The 19,498-nt window shown below is 28.2% G+C and carries 19 protein-coding genes, 2 tRNA genes, 1 other RNA gene and 1 riboswitch; of the genes, 15 read left to right on the forward strand and 7 right to left on the reverse strand.

Features of this window, described 5'->3' with window-relative positions; translation table 4 throughout:
* The first annotated feature begins 4 nt into the window (after positions 1 to 4).
* Both EXC58_RS03440 and EXC58_RS03445 read left to right on the forward strand, forming a co-directional pair.
* A complete protein-coding gene (locus tag EXC58_RS03440; protein ID WP_129725643.1) occupies positions 5 to 646 on the forward strand; it encodes a LemA family protein in 642 nt (213 codons plus the stop codon).
* A 22-nt stretch (positions 647 to 668) separates the two neighbouring features.
* Entirely contained in the window at positions 669 to 1,787 is a 1,119-nt protein-coding gene (locus EXC58_RS03445; protein ID WP_129725644.1) for a hypothetical protein, read from the forward strand.
* 81 nt (positions 1,788 to 1,868) lie between these two features.
* Here EXC58_RS03445 and rnpB read toward each other — a convergent pair.
* An RNA gene (gene rnpB / locus EXC58_RS03450) (RNase P RNA component class B) lies at positions 1,869 to 2,144 on the reverse strand.
* An 89-nt stretch (positions 2,145 to 2,233) separates the two neighbouring features.
* Here rnpB and EXC58_RS03455 point away from each other — a divergent pair.
* From EXC58_RS03455 to EXC58_RS03470, 4 genes are all read left to right on the forward strand, one after another.
* Positions 2,234 to 2,728, forward strand: a complete 495-nt coding sequence (locus EXC58_RS03455; protein WP_129725645.1) for an MAG0490 family ComEA-like DNA-binding protein — start codon at positions 2,234 to 2,236, stop codon at positions 2,726 to 2,728.
* A 143-nt stretch (positions 2,729 to 2,871) separates the two neighbouring features.
* Entirely contained in the window at positions 2,872 to 3,984 is a 1,113-nt protein-coding gene (locus EXC58_RS03460) for a ComEC/Rec2 family competence protein (RefSeq protein WP_165177556.1), read from the forward strand.
* A gap of 16 nt (positions 3,985 to 4,000) precedes the next feature.
* Positions 4,001 to 4,954 (forward strand): DNA polymerase III subunit delta, encoded by a 954-nt coding sequence (holA, locus tag EXC58_RS03465; protein ID WP_129725647.1) that lies wholly within the window; start codon positions 4,001 to 4,003, stop codon positions 4,952 to 4,954.
* A complete protein-coding gene (locus EXC58_RS03470; RefSeq protein ID WP_129725648.1) occupies positions 4,947 to 6,095 on the forward strand; it encodes a hypothetical protein in 1,149 nt (382 codons plus the stop codon). Before holA ends, EXC58_RS03470 begins: the two co-directional genes overlap by 8 nt.
* 68 nt (positions 6,096 to 6,163) lie before the next feature.
* Here the strand turns inward: EXC58_RS03470 and EXC58_RS03475 are convergent.
* Positions 6,164 to 6,237, reverse strand: a tRNA-Trp gene (locus EXC58_RS03475).
* A gap of 11 nt (positions 6,238 to 6,248) precedes the next feature.
* Complete coding sequence (ychF, locus tag EXC58_RS03480; RefSeq protein WP_129725649.1) at positions 6,249 to 7,349, reverse strand: redox-regulated ATPase YchF; 1,101 nt, start codon at positions 7,347 to 7,349, stop codon at positions 6,249 to 6,251.
* Positions 7,350 to 7,424: 75 nt separating this feature from the next.
* Between ychF and ligA the strand changes: the two genes are divergently transcribed.
* The 4 genes from ligA (at position 7,425) to EXC58_RS03500 (ending at position 12,221) form a co-directional block, all read left to right on the forward strand.
* Positions 7,425 to 9,638: an NAD-dependent DNA ligase LigA gene (gene ligA, locus EXC58_RS03485; RefSeq protein WP_129725650.1), complete on the forward strand. Its 2,214-nt coding sequence runs from the start codon at positions 7,425 to 7,427 to the stop codon at positions 9,636 to 9,638.
* Between the two features lie 9 nt (positions 9,639 to 9,647).
* Positions 9,648 to 10,628, forward strand: coding sequence for an aspartate--ammonia ligase (asnA, locus tag EXC58_RS03490; RefSeq protein WP_129725651.1), 981 nt, complete (start codon positions 9,648 to 9,650; stop codon positions 10,626 to 10,628).
* Positions 10,629 to 10,750: 122 nt separating this feature from the next.
* On the forward strand, positions 10,751 to 10,966 hold the full coding sequence (locus tag EXC58_RS03495; RefSeq protein ID WP_129725652.1) for an MAG6790 family protein: 216 nt from the start codon (positions 10,751 to 10,753) through the stop codon (positions 10,964 to 10,966).
* A 109-nt stretch (positions 10,967 to 11,075) separates the two neighbouring features.
* Positions 11,076 to 12,221, forward strand: a complete 1,146-nt coding sequence (locus EXC58_RS03500) for a trigger factor-related chaperone (protein WP_129725653.1) — start codon at positions 11,076 to 11,078, stop codon at positions 12,219 to 12,221.
* 64 nt (positions 12,222 to 12,285) lie between these two features.
* Here the strand turns inward: EXC58_RS03500 and EXC58_RS03505 are convergent, their stop codons facing one another.
* Positions 12,286 to 13,089 carry a hypothetical protein gene (locus EXC58_RS03505; protein ID WP_129725654.1) on the reverse strand — a complete coding sequence of 268 codons (804 nt, stop codon included), beginning with the start codon at positions 13,087 to 13,089 and terminating at the stop codon, positions 12,286 to 12,288.
* Between the two features lie 166 nt (positions 13,090 to 13,255).
* On the opposite strand from EXC58_RS03505, the gene EXC58_RS03510 reads away from it, so the two are divergent.
* Positions 13,256 to 13,346 (forward strand) — tRNA-Ser (locus EXC58_RS03510).
* Positions 13,347 to 13,423: 77 nt separating this feature from the next.
* On the opposite strand, the gene EXC58_RS03515 is transcribed toward EXC58_RS03510, so the two are convergent.
* Both EXC58_RS03515 and EXC58_RS03520 read right to left on the reverse strand, forming a co-directional pair.
* Positions 13,424 to 13,978 carry an inorganic diphosphatase gene (locus EXC58_RS03515; protein ID WP_129725655.1) on the reverse strand — a complete coding sequence of 185 codons (555 nt, stop codon included), beginning with the start codon at positions 13,976 to 13,978 and terminating at the stop codon, positions 13,424 to 13,426.
* A gap of 81 nt (positions 13,979 to 14,059) precedes the next feature.
* The gene (locus tag EXC58_RS03520) at positions 14,060 to 15,247 is read right to left on the reverse strand and encodes a phosphoglycerate kinase (RefSeq protein ID WP_129725962.1); all 1,188 of its coding nucleotides are present in this window, start codon (positions 15,245 to 15,247) and stop codon (positions 14,060 to 14,062) included.
* A gap of 150 nt (positions 15,248 to 15,397) precedes the next feature.
* Positions 15,398 to 15,515: riboswitch (FMN riboswitch) on the forward strand.
* A gap of 25 nt (positions 15,516 to 15,540) precedes the next feature.
* Between EXC58_RS03520 and EXC58_RS03525 the strand changes: the two genes are divergently transcribed.
* From EXC58_RS03525 to dhaM, 4 genes are all read left to right on the forward strand, one after another.
* The gene (locus EXC58_RS03525; RefSeq protein WP_129725656.1) at positions 15,541 to 16,557 is read left to right on the forward strand and encodes a nicotinate phosphoribosyltransferase; all 1,017 of its coding nucleotides are present in this window, start codon (positions 15,541 to 15,543) and stop codon (positions 16,555 to 16,557) included.
* A 97-nt stretch (positions 16,558 to 16,654) separates the two neighbouring features.
* Positions 16,655 to 17,632, forward strand: coding sequence for a dihydroxyacetone kinase subunit DhaK (gene dhaK, locus EXC58_RS03530; RefSeq protein ID WP_129725657.1), 978 nt, complete (start codon positions 16,655 to 16,657; stop codon positions 17,630 to 17,632).
* Between the two features lie 11 nt (positions 17,633 to 17,643).
* Complete coding sequence (gene dhaL / locus EXC58_RS03535) at positions 17,644 to 18,249, forward strand: dihydroxyacetone kinase subunit DhaL (protein WP_129725658.1); 606 nt, start codon at positions 17,644 to 17,646, stop codon at positions 18,247 to 18,249.
* Positions 18,242 to 18,637: a dihydroxyacetone kinase phosphoryl donor subunit DhaM gene (dhaM, locus tag EXC58_RS03540; RefSeq protein ID WP_129725659.1), complete on the forward strand. Its 396-nt coding sequence runs from the start codon at positions 18,242 to 18,244 to the stop codon at positions 18,635 to 18,637. The genes dhaL and dhaM overlap by 8 nt, the downstream gene beginning before the upstream one ends.
* Positions 18,638 to 18,688: 51 nt before the next feature.
* Here the strand turns inward: dhaM and EXC58_RS03545 are convergent, their stop codons facing one another.
* Entirely contained in the window at positions 18,689 to 19,498 is an 810-nt protein-coding gene (locus EXC58_RS03545) for an MIP/aquaporin family protein (protein ID WP_129725660.1), read from the reverse strand.

The following is a 19,498-nucleotide window of genomic DNA, read 5'->3' on the forward strand; positions in this document are numbered from 1 at the left end:
GAATATGGGAAACTTATTTGACCAAACCCCAAACAACACACAAGAATTTAATCCTGCTGCTGATAATCGAAGCATTGCAGTTAAATCAGGTCCTGCAGGTACTCTTGTTTATGTATTTACTTTAGGGATTTTTACCTTAGGAATTCACTATATTGTGACTAAAAACAAATTTTTAAGAATGCAAAATAAAATCAACAACTCAGCTTCTGGAATCGATGTGCAACTTACTAAACGTTTTGATACCTTAACTAAACTTGCTGATGCAGTTGCTGCATACAAAAAACAAGAAGAAACCATGACTCACGAATTTGCACAAATGCGTTCATTAATTTATTCAAATCCAACTGCCAATGCAAGTCAAATTGAAGCACTTAATAGCAGTATTTTAGGGCGTTTAATTGCTGTTTCAGAAAATTATCCAGATCTAAAATCATCGACTTTATTTAAAGATTTAATGGATCAATCAGCATACTTAGAAAGAGAAATTGCAGCTGCTAGAAGAGTTTACAATATGGACGTAAATGAATTTAATTCAGTTATTTTCACTTGACCTAATTCAGTAGTGGCTTCGTTTCAAGGTCTTACTACCAAACCTTTATATCAAGCTTCTGCAGCTAAAAGAGAAGATGTTAAATTTAACTTCTAATTTTTTATTTAAGGTTTTTTAAATGAAAATTGTTAAAGAATACTTAGATTTTGAAACTTTCAAAGCTAAATGTGATCAAAATATTTATCCTTTAGTTGTAGAAAAAGTGGAAAAATACTTTTCACAAAAAGAAATTGATGAACTCAAAAAAATAAAGTCTGTTTTTATTGGTTCATTTATTTTAGGAACTCTTTCAGCAATAGGAGCTATTTTAAGTTTTGTTTATGGAGTTTCTAATTCATTTAGAGATAATTATTATAAAGTTAAGTTATATAGTGCTTTAGCAATACTTATTCTTTCCTTAATTTTCTTTATTATTGGTTTTATCTTTTTATATAAATTTCGTAGTGCTAAATTAATTATTAACAGAAAAATTGCCAACGAATTAGGTAATTCAGACTTAATTTATCAGAAAGCTTTTAAAAATATTTCCTCAGAAATTGAGTACGTAACTCCAAATGACTCTAATTTTAAAACCTTATTGAGTCAAAACGATAAACCACATTTAACCAAGCAAGATTTAAGCAGAGTAGAACCTGATTGTGAAACGCCACCAGTGCTTGTTTCATCAAATAAAATTGCTTCATGAATAATTGATAATAAATATCCAGTTGAATATTACTTTTTACACTGACAATACGTTGTTCAACGCAAAGATCGTGATGAAATAAGAAATGTTTTCCGTGGGCTAATTAAAGTATATAACCACAAAATGGGCGATAAAACTTTTGATTGAAGCTTAACTGCTGGAAGTTTTTCTAAAAACTGATTAGCAAAAAAACTCTCTAAAGGGATGGAGCTAGAAAATCGTGAATTTAACTCAAATTTTACCCTTAAAGCAGACCAAAACAATCGACAAAATATTTTCCGAATTTTTACCCCATATGCACAAGAATTACTAGTAAAAAGAATCAATGATACTCAAGGAACTTTAGTTAATTCATTTAAATTAATTTCCAGTGATAATGAAAAATCAGTTATTTATGATTTTGTTGGAATTAGTTCGTTTATGCAAATTAACGCTAAACTAAAACTAGATATTCAACAAGTAATTAAGGGATATTATAGTGATATTTTGTATGATAGTTATACTTTTTATTTCTTACTTTGCTTTGTATATATTCCGCTTTATTTTGAGTAAAAGAGCTTTAAAAGCTCTTTTTTTGTACAAATTTTGAAAAAAAAAAAAAAAAAAACAATCCAAAAGAGTGGACTGTCTCACATCTATAAGCCGTGTTCTGTACTGCATTTTAGCAGTGCCAGCAATTTATCTAATGTATTAACATTTTTTGACATCGTTTTAATTCCTAGTCAAAATTCCCCTACCATAATTTGGGTTTCTAACTCACGGAGTTTACCTCGTTTCACTTTACTCGTCTCTGTGGCACTTGTCGTCTAAGCTTAGGTTTATTGGACCTAACGTGAACTTTATCACCATTACAGGTGGTGTTAGCACGGACTTTCCTCTACTTTTATAAAGCAGCTGCTGGCCGATGTAAATTAATTTTACCATATTTAAAATTAAGAAAAATAACAGAAAAATTTCTTTTTTTAAAACTTTTGTAAAAGTTTTATTACATAAATGCAATGAAATGAAAAATCAATAAGTTACTTTTTGTCATGTTGCCAATTGTTGCTATTCCAGTGACGTTAATTTATTTATACAAGTTTAATAACACCGAGGAAATTAAAAAATCTAACCCCATGCAATACAAATATAGCATTTCTGGAGCAGTTGAAAATTCAGGGATTATTTACAGTCAAACTCCGCTAACATATCGAGAAGTATTTTTTAAAGCAAAAATGTTTGCCAATAGCGATATTTCAAGTTTTAATTTAAACGAACTAGCTTCAACTAAAGAACCTATTTTTATCCCTTTTAAGAATTACTCATTAAAATGAAAGGATTTTACTTCTGAAAAACAATTTGAACATTTAAATATTGCCAAACGAATTGTTAAAACATTACTTAATTACAAAAAAAGTAACCAAGGAACTCCAACGTGAGATGATATTTTGAAAATTTCAGGAATTGGACCGGTAAATTTAAAGAAATTACAAAGCTTCCTAATCCTGGAATAATTACATTACTAATATTAATTGCTCCTTTAAGTTTTGTTTTATTAATTAAATTTAATTATGCAATTTTTGTATTAATTGTATTTATTACTTTGCTTATTTTATTTAACAATTTAAAGTCTTTTAAGTGGATTTTATGTTTAATTTTGTTTGCAGTAATTGTTTTTATTCTCTGAAAAATAAATATTAACTTAGTTTCTGTGCAAAAAAATGAGCAAATATTTATTTTAAATAAAATTTCTCCCAAAACATTGATTTTTCAAGATCAATATTTTCGAAATTATTTAGTTTTTAAAAAGCAAGCTTGAAATTCACTAATTTTAAATGCAAAATACCTAATTACTTCAGAAATTGAGCAAATAAATCCCAAATATAACTTCTTTAAGACTCAAGGAGTATTTCATCAACTTAATATTACTTCACTTCAATTTTATAAACATACTCCTAAGTCTTGGTTTTTTAATTTAGAAATTTTTCAATATCAACAATTTAATCAAATTGTTAAAACACTTTTGTTTGGATATTCAAATTCTGAAATTATTGAGCAATATAACTTCTTAGGAATTGTTCATTTAGTTGTTTTAAGTGGAATGCATTTTAATTTAATTATGTATTTTTTAAAGACGATCTTTAAAAAAATAAAACCTTTAAATTTTTTACCATTAATTATTGTTTTAGTGTATTTTTTCTTTTGTAATTGGACTGTTTCATCAATTAAAGCGATTTTTTTAATAATTTTTACAGAAATATATACTTTTAAACATAATCAAGTTTCACAAGATTTAAAATTAAAAGCACTAGTTGCAGTTTCTTTGGGTGTACTAACAATTAATCCTTGGTACTCATATTCATTAGGATTTTGATTTTCATTTTTATTAAGTGGATTTATTTATTTAAAAATCAATAAATCCTTAACGATAAAACAATTTATAGCTGATTATTTTAATATTTGGCTCTTTTCTGCTTTATTAGTATTTATTTTTGCTCAAAAATTTTATCCACTTTCTTTTATTATCTCCCTTATTATTACTCCAATTATTGAAATTTGTGTGTTTTTGTTATTTTTTAGTTTTTGGATTTCGCCTTTTGTTTTAATCATTAACTCAACATTTGATTATTTCACTCAAATTTTTGTCTTTGCGTCATTTTATATTGTCTTTGAAATAAACAATCTATATTTGTATTGAAGTATAAAAATAGCTAATTTTTTAGCTTTTTATGGATTATTAATCAGAAAATTAAAGTTTTTAAGAAATTAGATAATATAATAACTATATGCTTTTAATTTATGGTGAAGAAAACTATTTTATTGATAAAAAAATTGAGCAAATAAAATCAAAATACAAAGACGAAAATATTGTTGTTTTAAGTAATAAGTATGAATTAAATGATATTTTTAACAATTTAGAAACCAATTCTCTTTTTAGCGATCCGAAACTAATTATTGTAGAAAATTTTCCTTTATTTTTACTTAAAAATTTAAATAATGAGGAAATATTAGTCGAAAATCAAATTTTAAACTTAATTAATAATGAACAAATAAATGAATTGATTTTTATCTTCAAAAAAGACAAATTACCACAATCTAAGCTCCTAGAAGCTTTTATAGAAAATAAAAAAGTTATTGTTTGCAATAAAATTTCAAAAAAAGATCTTCCTAAGGAATTGACAAAATACATCAAAACTAAAGGCGGAACAATTTTATTAACTGATTTACTATATCTTATTGAAAAATTACCAGATAATTTAACTTTAATAATTCAAGAAATTAATAAATTAATGCTTGAAACAAAAATAATAACTAAAGATGTCATTGACAAATCAGTTGGCCAATACATTTTAGATGATCCATATTCTTTTTCAAATTCAATTGAAAGCAAAGATTTTAGTAAGATTTGAAAAAACTATCAACAAAAAAAATACGAAGGAAACGATTCTAATTATTTAGTTTCACAAATTTCGAACATTTTCATTCTTGCTCATAGAGTGCTACACTTAGAAAAATTACAATGAGATACTCAAAAAATATCAGATTTTTTAAAAGTACACGAATTTCGGATTAAAAAAGCAAAATGAATTTTAAATAAATATACTGAAAAAGAGATAAAAAATATAATTATCGAATTAGAAAAACTAGATGGTATTTTTAAATCTTCCCAAGCTGATGCACAAATTATTTTTGAAAACTTTCTAATAAAATACTTTGCCAATAAGGAATTAAATGACTAATTCTTCTAATCAAAATATCATTTTCATTGATAAAGATGTTTTTATAAATCAAAATCCTGAAGAAATTCATCAATATTTAAAAGAAGTTTTGAATTTAGTTGTAAAAAGAAGCTATTTAATAAAAGTTGTTTTAAACGATATTTTTGATTTCATCATTAAATACAGTTCTAAAAGTCAGCTTCTTGATAAAAATTTTAAAAATAAATTAATGATTTATTTTAATTTTATTAAAGCTTTAAGAAAAACTAAAGTCAACTTTATGCTTAGTATTAATTTAAAGCAAACTAACTTAAGTAGCTGAATTATTCAAAATTTAAACTTGTCTAAAATTGATCAATTAGATTATCTAAATGAATTTTTGAAAAATTTAAACAAACAAAAACTAGGGTTGGATCTTAACCAATTTCCACATTCAAAAGATGAATCCAACCAAAAAATTAAATTATTTGTCGAATCATTATCTAAGCAATTAAATGTTAATGAATTTATTATTTTGGATTTTGATCTTAGTAACCTTAAAATAAAAAAGAACGAATATATTAGTAGATATAAAATATTAGAAAAAATATTTGAAGAAAAAAGCAATATTCACTATTTAGTCTCTTACAATTTTTTTAAACTAGCTTATAGAAGCAAATTAAACTCTCAAAAATTTATTTTACTTTGAAATGATGGAGATTTTAAAAGCTTAAATAAACAAAAAGTAGCTTTGAAGAAAATTGCAAAATCAAGAACAAAAATTTGTTTTGATATAAATAACCTTTTATCAACTAATGATAGTATTTTGTTTTTTGTTAGCAAAATTAAGTCTCTGTTTGCTTTAAGCAAATTTTTAAATAATTCTCTTTGTTTAAAATTTTTAGCAAATCTTAACCTTTCAAAGGCTCAAAATCTCATCAATAATACTTATTCAAATCAAATGATTTTAGAAATAGCTTTACAAATAATGAAAGAAAATTCTCATTATGATTTTGAACAAGCAAAGATTAAAGTGTCTAGATTTAGTAAAAATATCTTAATTAAGAAAATTAATCAAAATCAAAAACAACTTTTCAAAATTAACTATTCATTTAAAAATATCAAAGAAAAAGATGTATATATTGAACCTTTTGATTATACTTTTTTAATTAAAGAAAAATAAATAAGAGTAAAATCTTATTTATTTTTGTATAAAAAAAGCTGATACTTTTGTATCAACCACATGCTATATGGCGGGGGTTAAAGGAATCGAACCCTTATCATCAGTTTTGGAGACTGCTATAATGCCATTATACTAAACCCCCAAAAAAAGTGATTATTTACCAAATTTAAAGTGACAAACATCACCATCTTGCATAATGTAATTTTTTCCTTCTGAACGCAATTTACCGGCGTTTCGAGCTCCTTGTTCACCATTATTATCAATAAAATCTTGATAAGAAATTACATCTGCTTTAATAAATTTTTTTTCAAAATCACTATGAATTACTCCAGCACATTTTGGAGCAGCTCACCCTTTGTGATAAACCCAAGCTCTAACTTCCACAACTCCAGCAGTAAAATATGTTTCTAAATTAAGTAAATCAAAAGCTTCTCGAGTCAAAATATCAAGACCACTTTTCTCAATTCCATACATTTGAAGCAATTCTAATTTTTCTTCGTCATCTTCAAGAGAAATTAATTCACTTTCTAATTGAACTGAAATGGGAATTAATTTATCCTCAGGCTGTAAGGATTTTTTTAGTTTCTGAAAAAGCAAATCATCTTGATAATTGATAATTTGATCATTGCTTAAATTAGCAACATAAATAACTGGTTTTAAAGTTAATAAATGATATCCTTTTATGTAATGAAGTTCTTCTTCGGTTAAACTTACATCTCGTGCAGGAATTTCGCTTTCAAGAGCTTGTTTTATTTTTAAAGCAGCATTTTGCTCAATAATTCCTTGCTTATCACCACTTTTAGCTTTTTTAGCAACACGATTTAATACGTTAGTGACTGTTTCTAAATCAGCTAAAATTAATTCATAATTAATAATTTCTTTGTCTCGAACCGGATCTACAAAATCAGCAACATGAACAATATCTTTATTCTCAAAGCATCTAATAACGTGAATAATTGCATCTACTTCTCGAATATTTGCTAAAAATTTATTTCCAAGTCCTTCACCTTTTGAAGCTCCTTTGACAAGCCCAGCAATATCAACAAAATCAAAAGTAGCATGAATAATTTTATTAGGATTAACAATTTGAGCAATTTTATCAAGACGCTCATCTTTAAGAGCTACAGTTGAAATATTTGGTTCAATGGTAGTAAAAGCATAATTAGAAGATTCTACTTGCTTTTTAGTAATTGCACTAAATAAAGTGCTTTTACCTACATTAGGAAGACCTACAATCCCTGCTTTTAATGCCATTTTTGCTCCTTTTATTGTTTATTAATTTTACCAAAAAATTGCTACTTTAAGTATAAGTAATATTATAATTAAATAATGAAAACATCAACTAAAGAGCAAGCAAACTTTATTAAGAAAAAAATTAATAGCTTAGTTGAGCAAATTAATTTTTGAAATTACGAATATTATGATTTAGATTTTCCAAGTGTTTCTGATGAACAATATGATCAAGCATATCAAGAATTGCTTGCGTTAGAAACACAATACCCTGAATTTGTGCGTAAAAACTCTCCAACTCAAAAAATTGGGGCAACTACGTCAAATAAATTTGTTAAATTTACTCATCAAAAAGTGATGCTTTCATTAAATAAAGCTTACTCAATTGAAGATATTGTTAAATTTGACACTGATATTAATAAAGTTAGTTTAAATGAACAAACTTATAGCTTAGAACCTAAAATTGATGGATTATCTATTTCGCTTCACTATAGCAATGGTGAGTTAATTCGAGCTGTAACTCGTGGAGATGGAGTTACTGGGGAAATTGTAACTGAAAACATTAAACAAATTAAAAACATTCCTTTGCAAATTGATTATTTAAATGATCTTGAAATTCGTGGGGAAGTGTATTTAAGTAAGCAAAATTACAACAAAGCTAATGAAAAAATTATTAATGAAACTGAGTTTATTGATGCACTAAAAAATTTAAAAAACATTGTCAATAACCATTTGGAAAATTCTTTATTTATTGATCATTTGCAAGAATTTAAGGATTTGCTCTTGGAAGGAGAGCAACTAAAAACTAGTTCATTAAATAACCAAAAATTATTAAATGAATACACTCAAAAAGTTCAAGCTTTTTTTAAAGAAAAAAATATTTTATCTTTTGAGTATCAAAAAAGTGAACCAAAATTATTTGCCAATCCTCGAAATGCAGCTAGCGGAACATTAAGACAATTAGATTTAACAATTGTCAAAGAGCGAAATTTAGATTATTTTGTTTATGAAATTGTTTCCCCAGAATTGCACAACATTAACACACAAATAGATGCATTAATGTTTTTAAAAAAGCATGGATTTGTTATTAATGAGTACATCAAGAACGTAAAAAATATTGAAGAAGTCATTCAAAAAATTCAAGAATTTAAAAATATTAAACCTAATTTACCTTATGATTGTGATGGGTTTGTCATTAAAGTTAACCAAATGAAATTTTGAGAACCCTTAGGATTTACTTCTAAATTTCCAAAATATGCAATTGCCTTTAAATATGAAACTGAAGAAGCAATTACTAAGATTTTAGATATTAGCGCTGAAGTTGGACGTACTGGCAAAATTACTTACTTAGCAAAATTAGCTCCAGTTCAATTAAATCAAACGACAGTTCAATCAGCAACATTGCACAATTATGAATACATTCACAATATGAATTTAAACATTGGTGATTTAGTCAAGGTCATTAAATCTGGTGAAATAATTCCAAAAGTTATAGCGTTAGTTCAAAAAAATACTCCCGAAGTATTTCCGAAAATTTTAAAATGTCCATCATGTGATAGTGAACTAGTTGAAACTGAAGAATTAGTCGATCAAATGTGTGAAAACAGCAAATGTAATGAGAAAATTATTCGTTCAATTGTTCATTTTGCTTCAAGAGATGCACTTAATATTATGGATTTAGGTGAGGAAAATATTCGTTTATTTTACAAAGAAAATCTTTTAAAAAATATTTTAGATATTTTTCAATTGCACAATCAAAAAGAACAATTAGAAGCTCTTCCAAAAATTGGAAAAAAGAAAGTTTTAAAGATTATTGCTAGCATTGAAAAAGCTAAAAATACCACTGTTGCTAAAGCGTTATTTGCCATTGGTATTAAAACAATTGGAGCTCAGGTAGCTGAGTTAATAGCTGAGAAAATTGAACAATTATCTGATTTAATTGCCATGGACTTAGAAGAGTTAACCTTAATTAATACAATTGGAAATGTTATTGTTGATAATTTAAAAATTTTTATTAACCAAGCAGAAAATCAAGTTTTACTAAAAACTTTAGATAATTTATTTAATTATCAAAAAATTACTAAAGGAACTAAACTCCAAGGATTTACTTTTGTAATTACTGGAACATTATCAAAATCTCGAGATCATTACAAAAATCTTTTAATCTCTAATGGAGCAAAAGTTGCCTCATCAGTAAGCTCACAAACAACTTATTTACTTGCTGGAGAAAATGCTGGAAGTAAATTACAAAAAGCTCAAGATTTAAATGTTAAAATTTTAACAGAAGAGCAATTAAATAATATTTTAAAATAAAGGACATAAATGTATAAATCAAAATTAAACATCAAACAAACTCAACAAGCTATTCAAGATTTAAAATTTGACTTTACCAAGCAACTACACAAAAGATTAAATTTAACACGTGTTAGTGCACCATTATTTGTTGAAAGTAATTCAAAAATTAATGATGGGTTAAACGGAGAAACTCCAGTAACTTTTTTCCCAAAATCAATTAACAATCAACACGAAATTGTTCACTCATTGGCAAAATGGAAAAGAACTGCACTACAAAAATATCATTTTGCAAAATATGAGGGTATTTATGCAGATATGAATGCCATTCGTCGTGAAGAAGAATTAGATTATAAACATTCATACTATGTTGATCAATGAGATTGAGAAATGATTATTGATCAAAGTGATCGTAATTTAGATTTTTTAAAACAAACTGTTTTAAAAATTTATGAATCAATTAAATTTGTAAAAAGAGAGTTAATTTTAGATTTTCCAAATCTAGTTTACGATTTCCCTGAAGAATTAACTTTCATCACTTCCCAAGAACTATATGACCTATATCCAGAACTTCCTGCTGAAAAGCGTGAAAACGAATTTGCACGTAAATATAAAGCCTTTTTTGTTATTGGTGTAGGATATAAACTCCCTGATGGAAAAGAGCATTCAAAACGTGCTTTTGATTATGATGATTGAAACTTAAATGGTGATTTAATTTTCTATGATAAAGTTAATGATGCAGCGCTAGAAGTTTCATCAATGGGAATTAGAGTTAATGCAAATGCATTACAAAAACAAAAAGATTATTTAAATGTTGATGATTCAAAAATGGGTGAATATCACCAAAATATTTTAAATGAAACTCTTCCATTTACAATTGGTGGAGGAATTGGTCAAAGCCGTTTATCGATGTTATTGCTTGAGAAAAAACACATCGGAGAAGTTCAAGTTTCAACTTGAGATGAACAAACACAAAAATACTGCAAAAAAAATAATATTGAATTACTTTAAGAACTCATTTTAAATTACTTTTTAAAAAACAAAATATGGTAATTTTTCCATTTTCAGTAATTAAAGTAATAATTTATTATAATTTTATTGTAGATATAATTCATTTTTTCGGAGGTTAAAATATGTACAAATACAAAGCTAAATTAGTTTCAAATGGGGAAGTAGTTGCTCAAGCAAACACCCTTGATGATCTAAATGGTTTAATTAAAAATTATCGCAGAGGACAAAAACATGGTCTCCATACCAAAGCTAACGAAAACATTGAGATTATACACATAGAAAGGGACAATTTACACGGAAAACACCAATCCAAAGAAGTGGTCCTTAAAATTGTTTAATTATTGTTTAAAAGATGCTAAATTGAGCATCTTTTGTTTTGAAAATTGAAATTTTGTCACTAAATTGCTAATTATATTAGTAAAATTTAAAGTAAAGAAGAGAGGACTAATGAAATTTTTAACACACCCTATTAAAATCGATGTTGTAACTTGAGTTAATTACCAAAGCGATGCCCTAAAAACACTGCAAAAACAAGCTCAAGAAGATTCGACTATCAAAATTACTCAAGAAAAAATCTTAGATTATGCATATAAAATGTTCATTTTGCCTGAATTACAAAAAATTTGGAATTCATATTTAGCTAATTCAAAAAACATTATTTATTTTCGACCAATTGAAATAATTAGTAAAAGAACTCCCGAAAAACTTGAAGGGGAATTTAAAATTTACTACTTTGATGAATTAGATAATTTTAATGCTCATTTTCAACCACAAGAAAATTTTCAAATGCAAGAAAATTACGAAGAACAAATTCAAACTTTCATTGAAGACTTTATTAAAGATTATGCTTTTAGAATTAATTTATCAGGAGAACAAACTATCCAAGAGGGTTTTTTAGTTACAGTTAAAGTAAGTGATAAAGAAAGACAAAATGCACGTATGCACACAATTTATGCTTCAAATCACGAAAATAAACCCTTAGAAAACTTAGTAATGAATAAAAAAGTTGGAGAGGTTTTTGAAAGCGATAAATTAGGTCAACCTTTAATTTTTGAAATTGAAAGTGCAATGCTTTTTAAAAATCAACCTATTACTGATGAAAATGCTAAAGATATTTTAGGTAAAAACTTTAAAAATCTCCAAGATGTAAAAGATGATATTTACAAAACAACTCGAACCCAAATTTTTAATGATGCTCTTTTTAAATATGGAAATAGCATTGTCAATCAAGTTATTCAAAGTAATAAACTCATCGATATTCCAGAAGATTTAATTCAAAGCGATCTTGCTCATTTAAATTTTGGACCTGATTATCATGGAAATCCGCAAGATTATGTGGTTGCTACTATATATAACTTCTTTTGACAAATGGTTTTTAGAATGAAATTAAGAATTGATATTAGTGAAGAAGAATTCCGAAAAGAATTAAGTTATGCTCAAAACTTTTTACCTGTTGATGCCCCTAGTTCAATTCGTCCTGAAATTATTGTAAATTCGATTATTTTAAAGAAAATTGCTTTAAATTATTTATTTAAATATAATCCTGAGATATATGAAGAAAATAAGGAATATTCACATTTAAAGATACAATAAGTATTTTTAATAAATAAAGACTAAAAAAGAACAATATTTTCATATTGTTCTTTTTTGCGATTACTTATTTATTTAATTTAGCTTTATCGGCATCAGTTTGTTCTTTTGCTACGTTATTAAATTCTGAACTTCTGCCACCAAATCCAAATCCAATGCTTATAAATCCTGGAATACTATTAGGTTTTCCTCTAACGGTTTTAGCATTTTCAGTATTTAATTTACTTAACAAGGAATTTACTTCTAAAACATTAACCGATGTAACTCCGTTTTCAACTTTAAAAATTGAATCGCTTTGTGATTTTATAGAATCTACATATTTATTAACTTCTGAATCACCTTTAGTTTTTAAAATTTCAGATAATTCTAAAACTTGAGAATAATATTTTGCCAAACGTTCGGTATCTTTTTCAAACTGTTCTTTACTATATTTTGGATTAACAAATGAATCTTTACGGTTTTTTAAATCTTTAAAGTATTGTTCATAAACTTCTTTTCCAAATTGATCATTATAAAGCGAAATTTCTTGAATTTCGGCTTTAAGTTGTTGAGATGAAGCAGATAAAGAAGGAGTTCCTGTTGTAGTTCCTGTTGTAGTTCCTGATCCTGAGTTGGCGGTTTGAGGGTTTTGTCCTTGGTTTTGTCCTTCTGCATTTGCTGATCCTTCACCTTCTCCAGCTCCTACATTACCTGTATTTCCTTGTTGACCGGAATTTCCTGGATCAGTTTGTTGTCCATTTGTTTGAGAACCATTTTGTGGATCTTGTTTTTTAGTTCCTGAATTAGAACATGACACTGAGGTTGCAAAAATAGTAACAGGTGTTGCTAAAATAAACAAATTTTTTAATAACTTATATTTTTTTGTTTTCATATGGTAATTATATATTTATATATAATTATTTAGAAAAATATTTAGGATTTTTAATTAAAGATATTGTTTCTTTATATTTGTCTTTTTGCGGATATATGATATTTCTTAAATTTTATTCTTTAAATAAAATCTTTTTAATATATAATTTAAAAGCTAACAAAGATGTGGAACAGTACTCAAGAGGCTGAAGAGGCGGTCCTGCTAAGACTGTAGGGGAGGCAACTCCCGCGGAGGTTCAAATCCTCTCTGTTCCGCCATTTTTTTATTTTGCTTTTTTAGAAAAAATAAAAATAGAGAAACTAAAAATTTCTCTATTTTTATTGATTTTTTAAAATTATTTAGTGTATTTTTCAGGATGTTTTTGTTGCATTAATTTAATAAATTCTTTTTTGTCCATTGAGCCATATTCTTGCATTAATTGAACACATTCTTGATATTCTGCAAGAGCTCATTGAGTATTTTCGAATCCTTCAACACTAGTAATTCCAGGACGTTTTCAATTTTTATAAGTGCTAAAAAAGGTTTTAACAGTATCTAAAAATGGTAACGGTAAATCCTTAAGTTCTTGGATGTGATCTAAACAATAATCATCAGCGTGCACACCAATTAATTTAGTGTCAGTTTCTCCATCGTCAATCATCTTCATTGCTCCGATAATTCTAACTTTTAGTTTTGAACCAACTGCAAATTGCTCATCAGAATATACAAGAACATCAAGTTCATCTCCATCTCAATCAAGTGCATTTGGAATAAAACCGTAATTAGCTGGATAAACAAAATCTCCTCTTAAAATTCGATCAACTTCAATTTCTTGAGTTTTACGATTGTATTCATATTTAATTCGTGAATTTTTTTGAATTTCAATTTTTACGTCAATAATATTTTTCATAATTTAAATAATAGCACTAAAGCAAGAATTTAGATAAATAAAATCCAAATCAATTCGATTTGGATTTTATCAACTAAAATTTTAGTTTTTTCTTTGAATTGCTTCAATTCCTGGAAGTTTACGTCCTTGGAGCATTTCTAAGATAGCTCCTCCGCCTGTTGATACATGTGAAAATTTATCTTCCATTCCTAATTTTTGGACTGCTGCTACTGAATCTCCTCCGCCAACAACTGAGTAAACTCCTTCAAGAGAAGCGATCATTTTGCAAACTTCTAAGGTACCATTTTTGTAATTTTCAAATTCAGTAACTCCAACAGGTCCATTTCATACTACAGTTTTAGCTCCTTGGATTGTCTCTTTGAACAATTCCACTGACTTAGGACCAATATCTAGACCCATAAATCCATCTTCAACACCATAACCTTGAACTACTGGTTCTACATCTGCAAATTCTGTTGCACATAAATGATCTTCGGGAAGTACAACTTTATCTCCATATTTTTGTAAGAAATTTTTAGCAAGTTCTAAGTAATCATCTTCCACAAGTGAAGTTCCAACATTATACCCTTGAGCTTTTTTAAAGGTGTAAGCCATTCCACCAGCAACAATCATTTTATCTGCTACTTTTGCAAGGTTTTCTAAAACTTGAATTTTATCTGAAACTTTTGCTCCACCTACAATAGCTACATATGGACGTTCTGGATTATCCATTGCTTTGTGGAGTGCCTCAGTTTCTTTTTCAACTAAATATCCAATTGCTGATTCTTTAATATAAGTACTAATTCCTACATTTGAAGCATGTGCACGATGTGATGTACCAAAGGCATCATTAACATAAACATCAGCAAGAGAGGCTCAATATTTTCCAAGTTCAGGCGAGTTTTTGCTTTCGGCTTTATCATTTAAATCTTCATAACGAGTGTTTTGAAGTAAAATTACTTCTCCAAATTGCATTTCATCAATAGCTTTTTCAACCATTTCTCCTCTAGTTGCATTTACAAAAGTTACAGTTTGATTAAGTTGATTTGCAAGCTCAACAGCAACAGGTGTTAAATCACGTTTTGGTAAATCTTCAACTGATTTAACTCTTCCTAAGTGTGAGAGTAAAATAACTTTTGCATTATCAGCAACAAGTTTCTTGATAGTTGGAACTACTGCTGCAATTCTTTTTACTGAAGTAATTACTCCATCTTTAACAGGAACATTTAAATCCACCCTTACAATTACTTTTTTACCTGATACTGAAATATCATTGAGTGTTTTAATCATCATTTTCCATCCTTTAAGTTTAATTAAAATTATTTAATTAAATTTTAGCACTTATTTAAGTATTAAATCAATTTAATGTTAAAATATCCTGAATTTTTAAGCTTTAGGGTAAAAATTAGCTTTGCTTTTGCTAAAAAGTTTATAATATGGGTAAAGTTTTCTGACTTAGTGAAAATCTAAACCGGAAGTGATAGTCTTCGTACTTTTTAAAAGAACGATTAGGTGAAATTCCTAAACCGACAGTATAGTCTGAATAAAGAAACAAAAATAGTCGGAAACTCTAAGGAGTTTTCATGGTTAAAAAAGAAAAATACATTGCAAGTTACTTTCATAAAACTAAAGAGATTTTGCAACAAGAACGTCCAAATAACATTATTACAATGCAATTTTTTCAACGAAAAGATGATGCAATCCTAGCTGGAATAAATGAAGTTTTATCTTTGCTTGAAGAACTAACAAATACAAGTAAATATACCATCAAATACCTTCCTGAAGGCAGTCATATTAACTCATTAGATGTAGTTTTAGAGCTTATTGGTCCTTATCATGAATTTGGAATTTGAGAAGGTTTAATTGATGGTGTTTTATCTCGGAATACTTCAATAGCAACTAATATGCATCATTGCAAAAAAGCTGCCAATGGCAAAGAAATTATTTTCATGGGTGATCGAGCTGATCATTATATAAATCAAGAAATTGATGGACATGCTGTTGCTATTGGGGGAGCTAAGTTAGTTTCAACTTTAGCTCAAAAAAATACTTCAGATTTACAAGATGATGAAGAAGTTTTTGGTTCAATGCCACATGTCCTTATTCAAGGTTTTGAAGGAGATGTAGTTAAAGCTACAAAAGCTTATCACAAGATTTTTCCAAAGTCTAAATTAATTGCTCTAGTTGATTATAATAACGATGTTATTAGTGATTCGCTAAAAGTTTGAGAAGCATTGGGTGATAAAGTTTGAGGAGTTCGAATTGATACATCAAAAAACATGGTTGATCATATGTTTGATAATGAAGAACCCCAATATGGAGTTAACCCTGAGCAAATTATTCGACTACGAAAAGCTCTTGATCAAGCCGGGGCTACAAAATATAAAATTGTTGTATCTAGTGGATTTGACGAAGAAAAAATAAAACTCTTTGAGCAATTAAATGTTCCTGTAGATTATTATGGAGTAGGTCAAAGTATCTTTAAAATTAACAATTCTTTCTCAGCTGATGCAGTTATTTTAAATGGAAAAATGCAAGCAAAAGAAGGACGTAAGTACAATCCTAACCCAAATTTAGTTGCTTACACCAAAACAAGCTAAAAAAGCTTGTTTTTTTGCGGAATTTTTTCCATAAAATGAACATTTTTAGGAGTAAAAAGTATAATTTAATTATCTAAATAAAACGATAGGAGAAAATATGAAAAAAATTTTAAATAATGTTGAAACAGTTGTTTCGGAAATGATTGAAGGAATTGTTTACGCAAACTCAAATGTTTACAAAGTAGAAAATTATAATGTCATTGCTAAAAAACACATTCCAGAAAAAGTTGTTTTAATTTCTGGTGGAGGAAGTGGTCATGAACCCGCACATGCAGGGTTTGTTGGACATGGAATGCTTGATGCTGCTGTACTTGGGGAAGTATTTACATCCCCTGCAGTAGATCAAGTTTATGGAGCCATCGAAGCAACAACTCAAGGAAAAGGAGTTTTGTTAATTATTAAAAATTATACTGGTGATGTCTTAAATTTTGAACTTGCTGCTGAAATGGCTCAAGCTAACGGAATTGATGTTAAAAGTGTTATTGTTAATGATGATATTGCTGTTGAAGATAGTCTTTATACAGCTGGTCGTCGTGGGGTGGCTGGAACAGTATTTGTTCATAAAATTGTTGGAAGTGCTTCTGAGAATGGACTTTCATTAGAAGCACTTCAAACTTTAGCTAATAAAGTAATTAGTAATACCAAAACATTAGGAATGAGTTTAGGAGGAGCTACAATTCCAGCCAGTGGAAAGAAAAGCTTTGAACTTGCTGAAGATGAAATTGAAATGGGACTTGGAATTCATGGAGAACCAGGAACTCACAAAGAAAAACTTGCCAGTGCTCAAGTTCATGTTGAAAACATGCTTAAATTATTACTTAAAGAAAGTAACATTAAAGACGAAAAAGTCGCTGTGCTGGTAAATGGTCTAGGTTCAACAACTTTAATGGAGCTATACATTGTTAATAAAGAAGTAAACAATCAACTTAAAGCACACGGAATTACAGTTCATAAATCACTAGTAGGAAATTACATGACCTCACTAGAAATGCCTGGATTTTCAATTACTTTAGTTAAGCTTGATGAGGAAATGACTAAATACTTAGATTTTGAAATTAAAAGTACTTTATTTTAAAGAGAAAAGATATGAATAGTCAATTAATTATTAAAATTATTAAAAAAATTACCAAAGTTATCCAATTAAAAGCTGATGAATTAACCGAATTAGATCGCTTAATTGGAGATGGAGATCATGGAATTAATCTCAAACGGGGATTTGAAGCGCTCTTGCCAACTTTAGATAATTATGCAGATAAACCACATAAGGATCTTTTCAATCATATTGCCATGACTTTAATGAGCAAAGTTGGTGGTTCTAGTGGCCCACTACTTGGAAGTGTATTTTTAAAACTTGCACAAAGTTCTAACTTCGCACAAGGACTTTTAGATGGTGCTTTGGCAGTGCAAATGCGCGGAAAAGCTAATATTGGCGATAAAACAATGGTTGATATTTTAGTTCCTTTTGCAACTACTTATTATGAACAATTAGCTCAAGGCATTTCCAAAAATCAAGCTCTTGAAACAGCATTAACAATTGCTCATAATCACTTAGAGCAATCCAAAAATCTAATTGCTAAAAAAGGTAGAGCTTCATATTTAGGCGAAAGAAGTATTGGAGTTACCGATCCAGGGTCTCAAAGTGTTTATTACATGCTTGAAATTGTTGTTAAAGAGTTAAGTCAAAATGGTTAATTTTGTGGTTGTTTCTCATAGTAAAAACTTAGCTGAAGAAGCTATTAAATTAGCACTAATTATGAAACATTCTGATTTTAAAATCGTTAATGCTGGTGGACTGCCTGATAGTTCTGAATATGGATGTGACGTTAATTATATTATTGAAAAAATCAATCAAGTTAATAACGGGAGCGGAATTATTGTTTTTAGTGAAATTGGTTCTTCGCTGATGAGTTCGCAAATGGCTATTGAAATGCTTGCAGATGCTAATGTTATTTTAGCTGATGCACCTTTTGTTGAAGGTCTTTGCATAGCAACAGCATCAAATTTAGAAGGTAAAACTCTTGAAGATCTTCAAGAAACGCTAAAAGAAATTAAAAACTTTTCAAAGCAAATTAATGCTTAAAATGTCTAAAAAAAGTAGCAATTACGCTACTTTTTTTGTATTTATATATTTTTAAAAGGCTGTGGCAATAGCTCCTACAAAAACTGCTCCAAGAATAGGAGAAAGTCCAGGTACTAATAATCCGTAATTTCAATCTGGTGAAACAATTTCTCCTTGCATTTTATCTTTAAGTAATTTAGTGGTTAAATAATATACCATACGTGGTGCTAAATCACGAGCTGGGTTAATTGCATATCCTGTAGCTGAACCAAGTGAAAGTCCAATTCCCATAACTGCTAGCGAAACAAGTCATCCAGCTTCCATTTTTGCAAGGGCACTTGATCCTAAAACTACTGCTAAAAGTACTGCAGTACCAACAAATTCATACGAAACATTTTGCAATCAAGCTTCTCTATGAGTTGAACCAGTACAGCTTGTTCCTTTAAGAGTTGCTGCTGGATTTTCTAGAATGTGTTTGTAATTAATAAAGTTTAAAATTGATTGTCCAAGTGCAGCTCCTAAAAATTGAGCAATAATATAAACTATAGCTAATCCAAAATGAGTTCCAGTAATTGCTGATCCAGTTTTTACAAATAAAGCTACTGTTACTGCTGGATTTAAATGTGCAGAACCAATTGAAAGATCACCAGCAGTTCCTTTACCAACAATTGCGTTAAATAATGAAGCTGAAGTAATTACCCCAACAAGAACCGCAAATCCTCACCCCATAATAATTGCGACTCAATTTGCTCTAGAGTTATGTGCGTACATTTTTTTAAAGCTAACTGAAGCGTTAACTCCATTCCCTAATAAAATTAGGATCATTGTTCCGATTAACTCACTAATAAAACCAGCCACATATTGTGTTGAAACTGCGTCCAT

The organism is Mycoplasmopsis citelli (genome assembly GCF_900660645.1).
Lineage (GTDB): Bacteria > Bacillota_I > Bacilli_A > Mycoplasmatales > Metamycoplasmataceae > Mycoplasmopsis > Mycoplasmopsis citelli.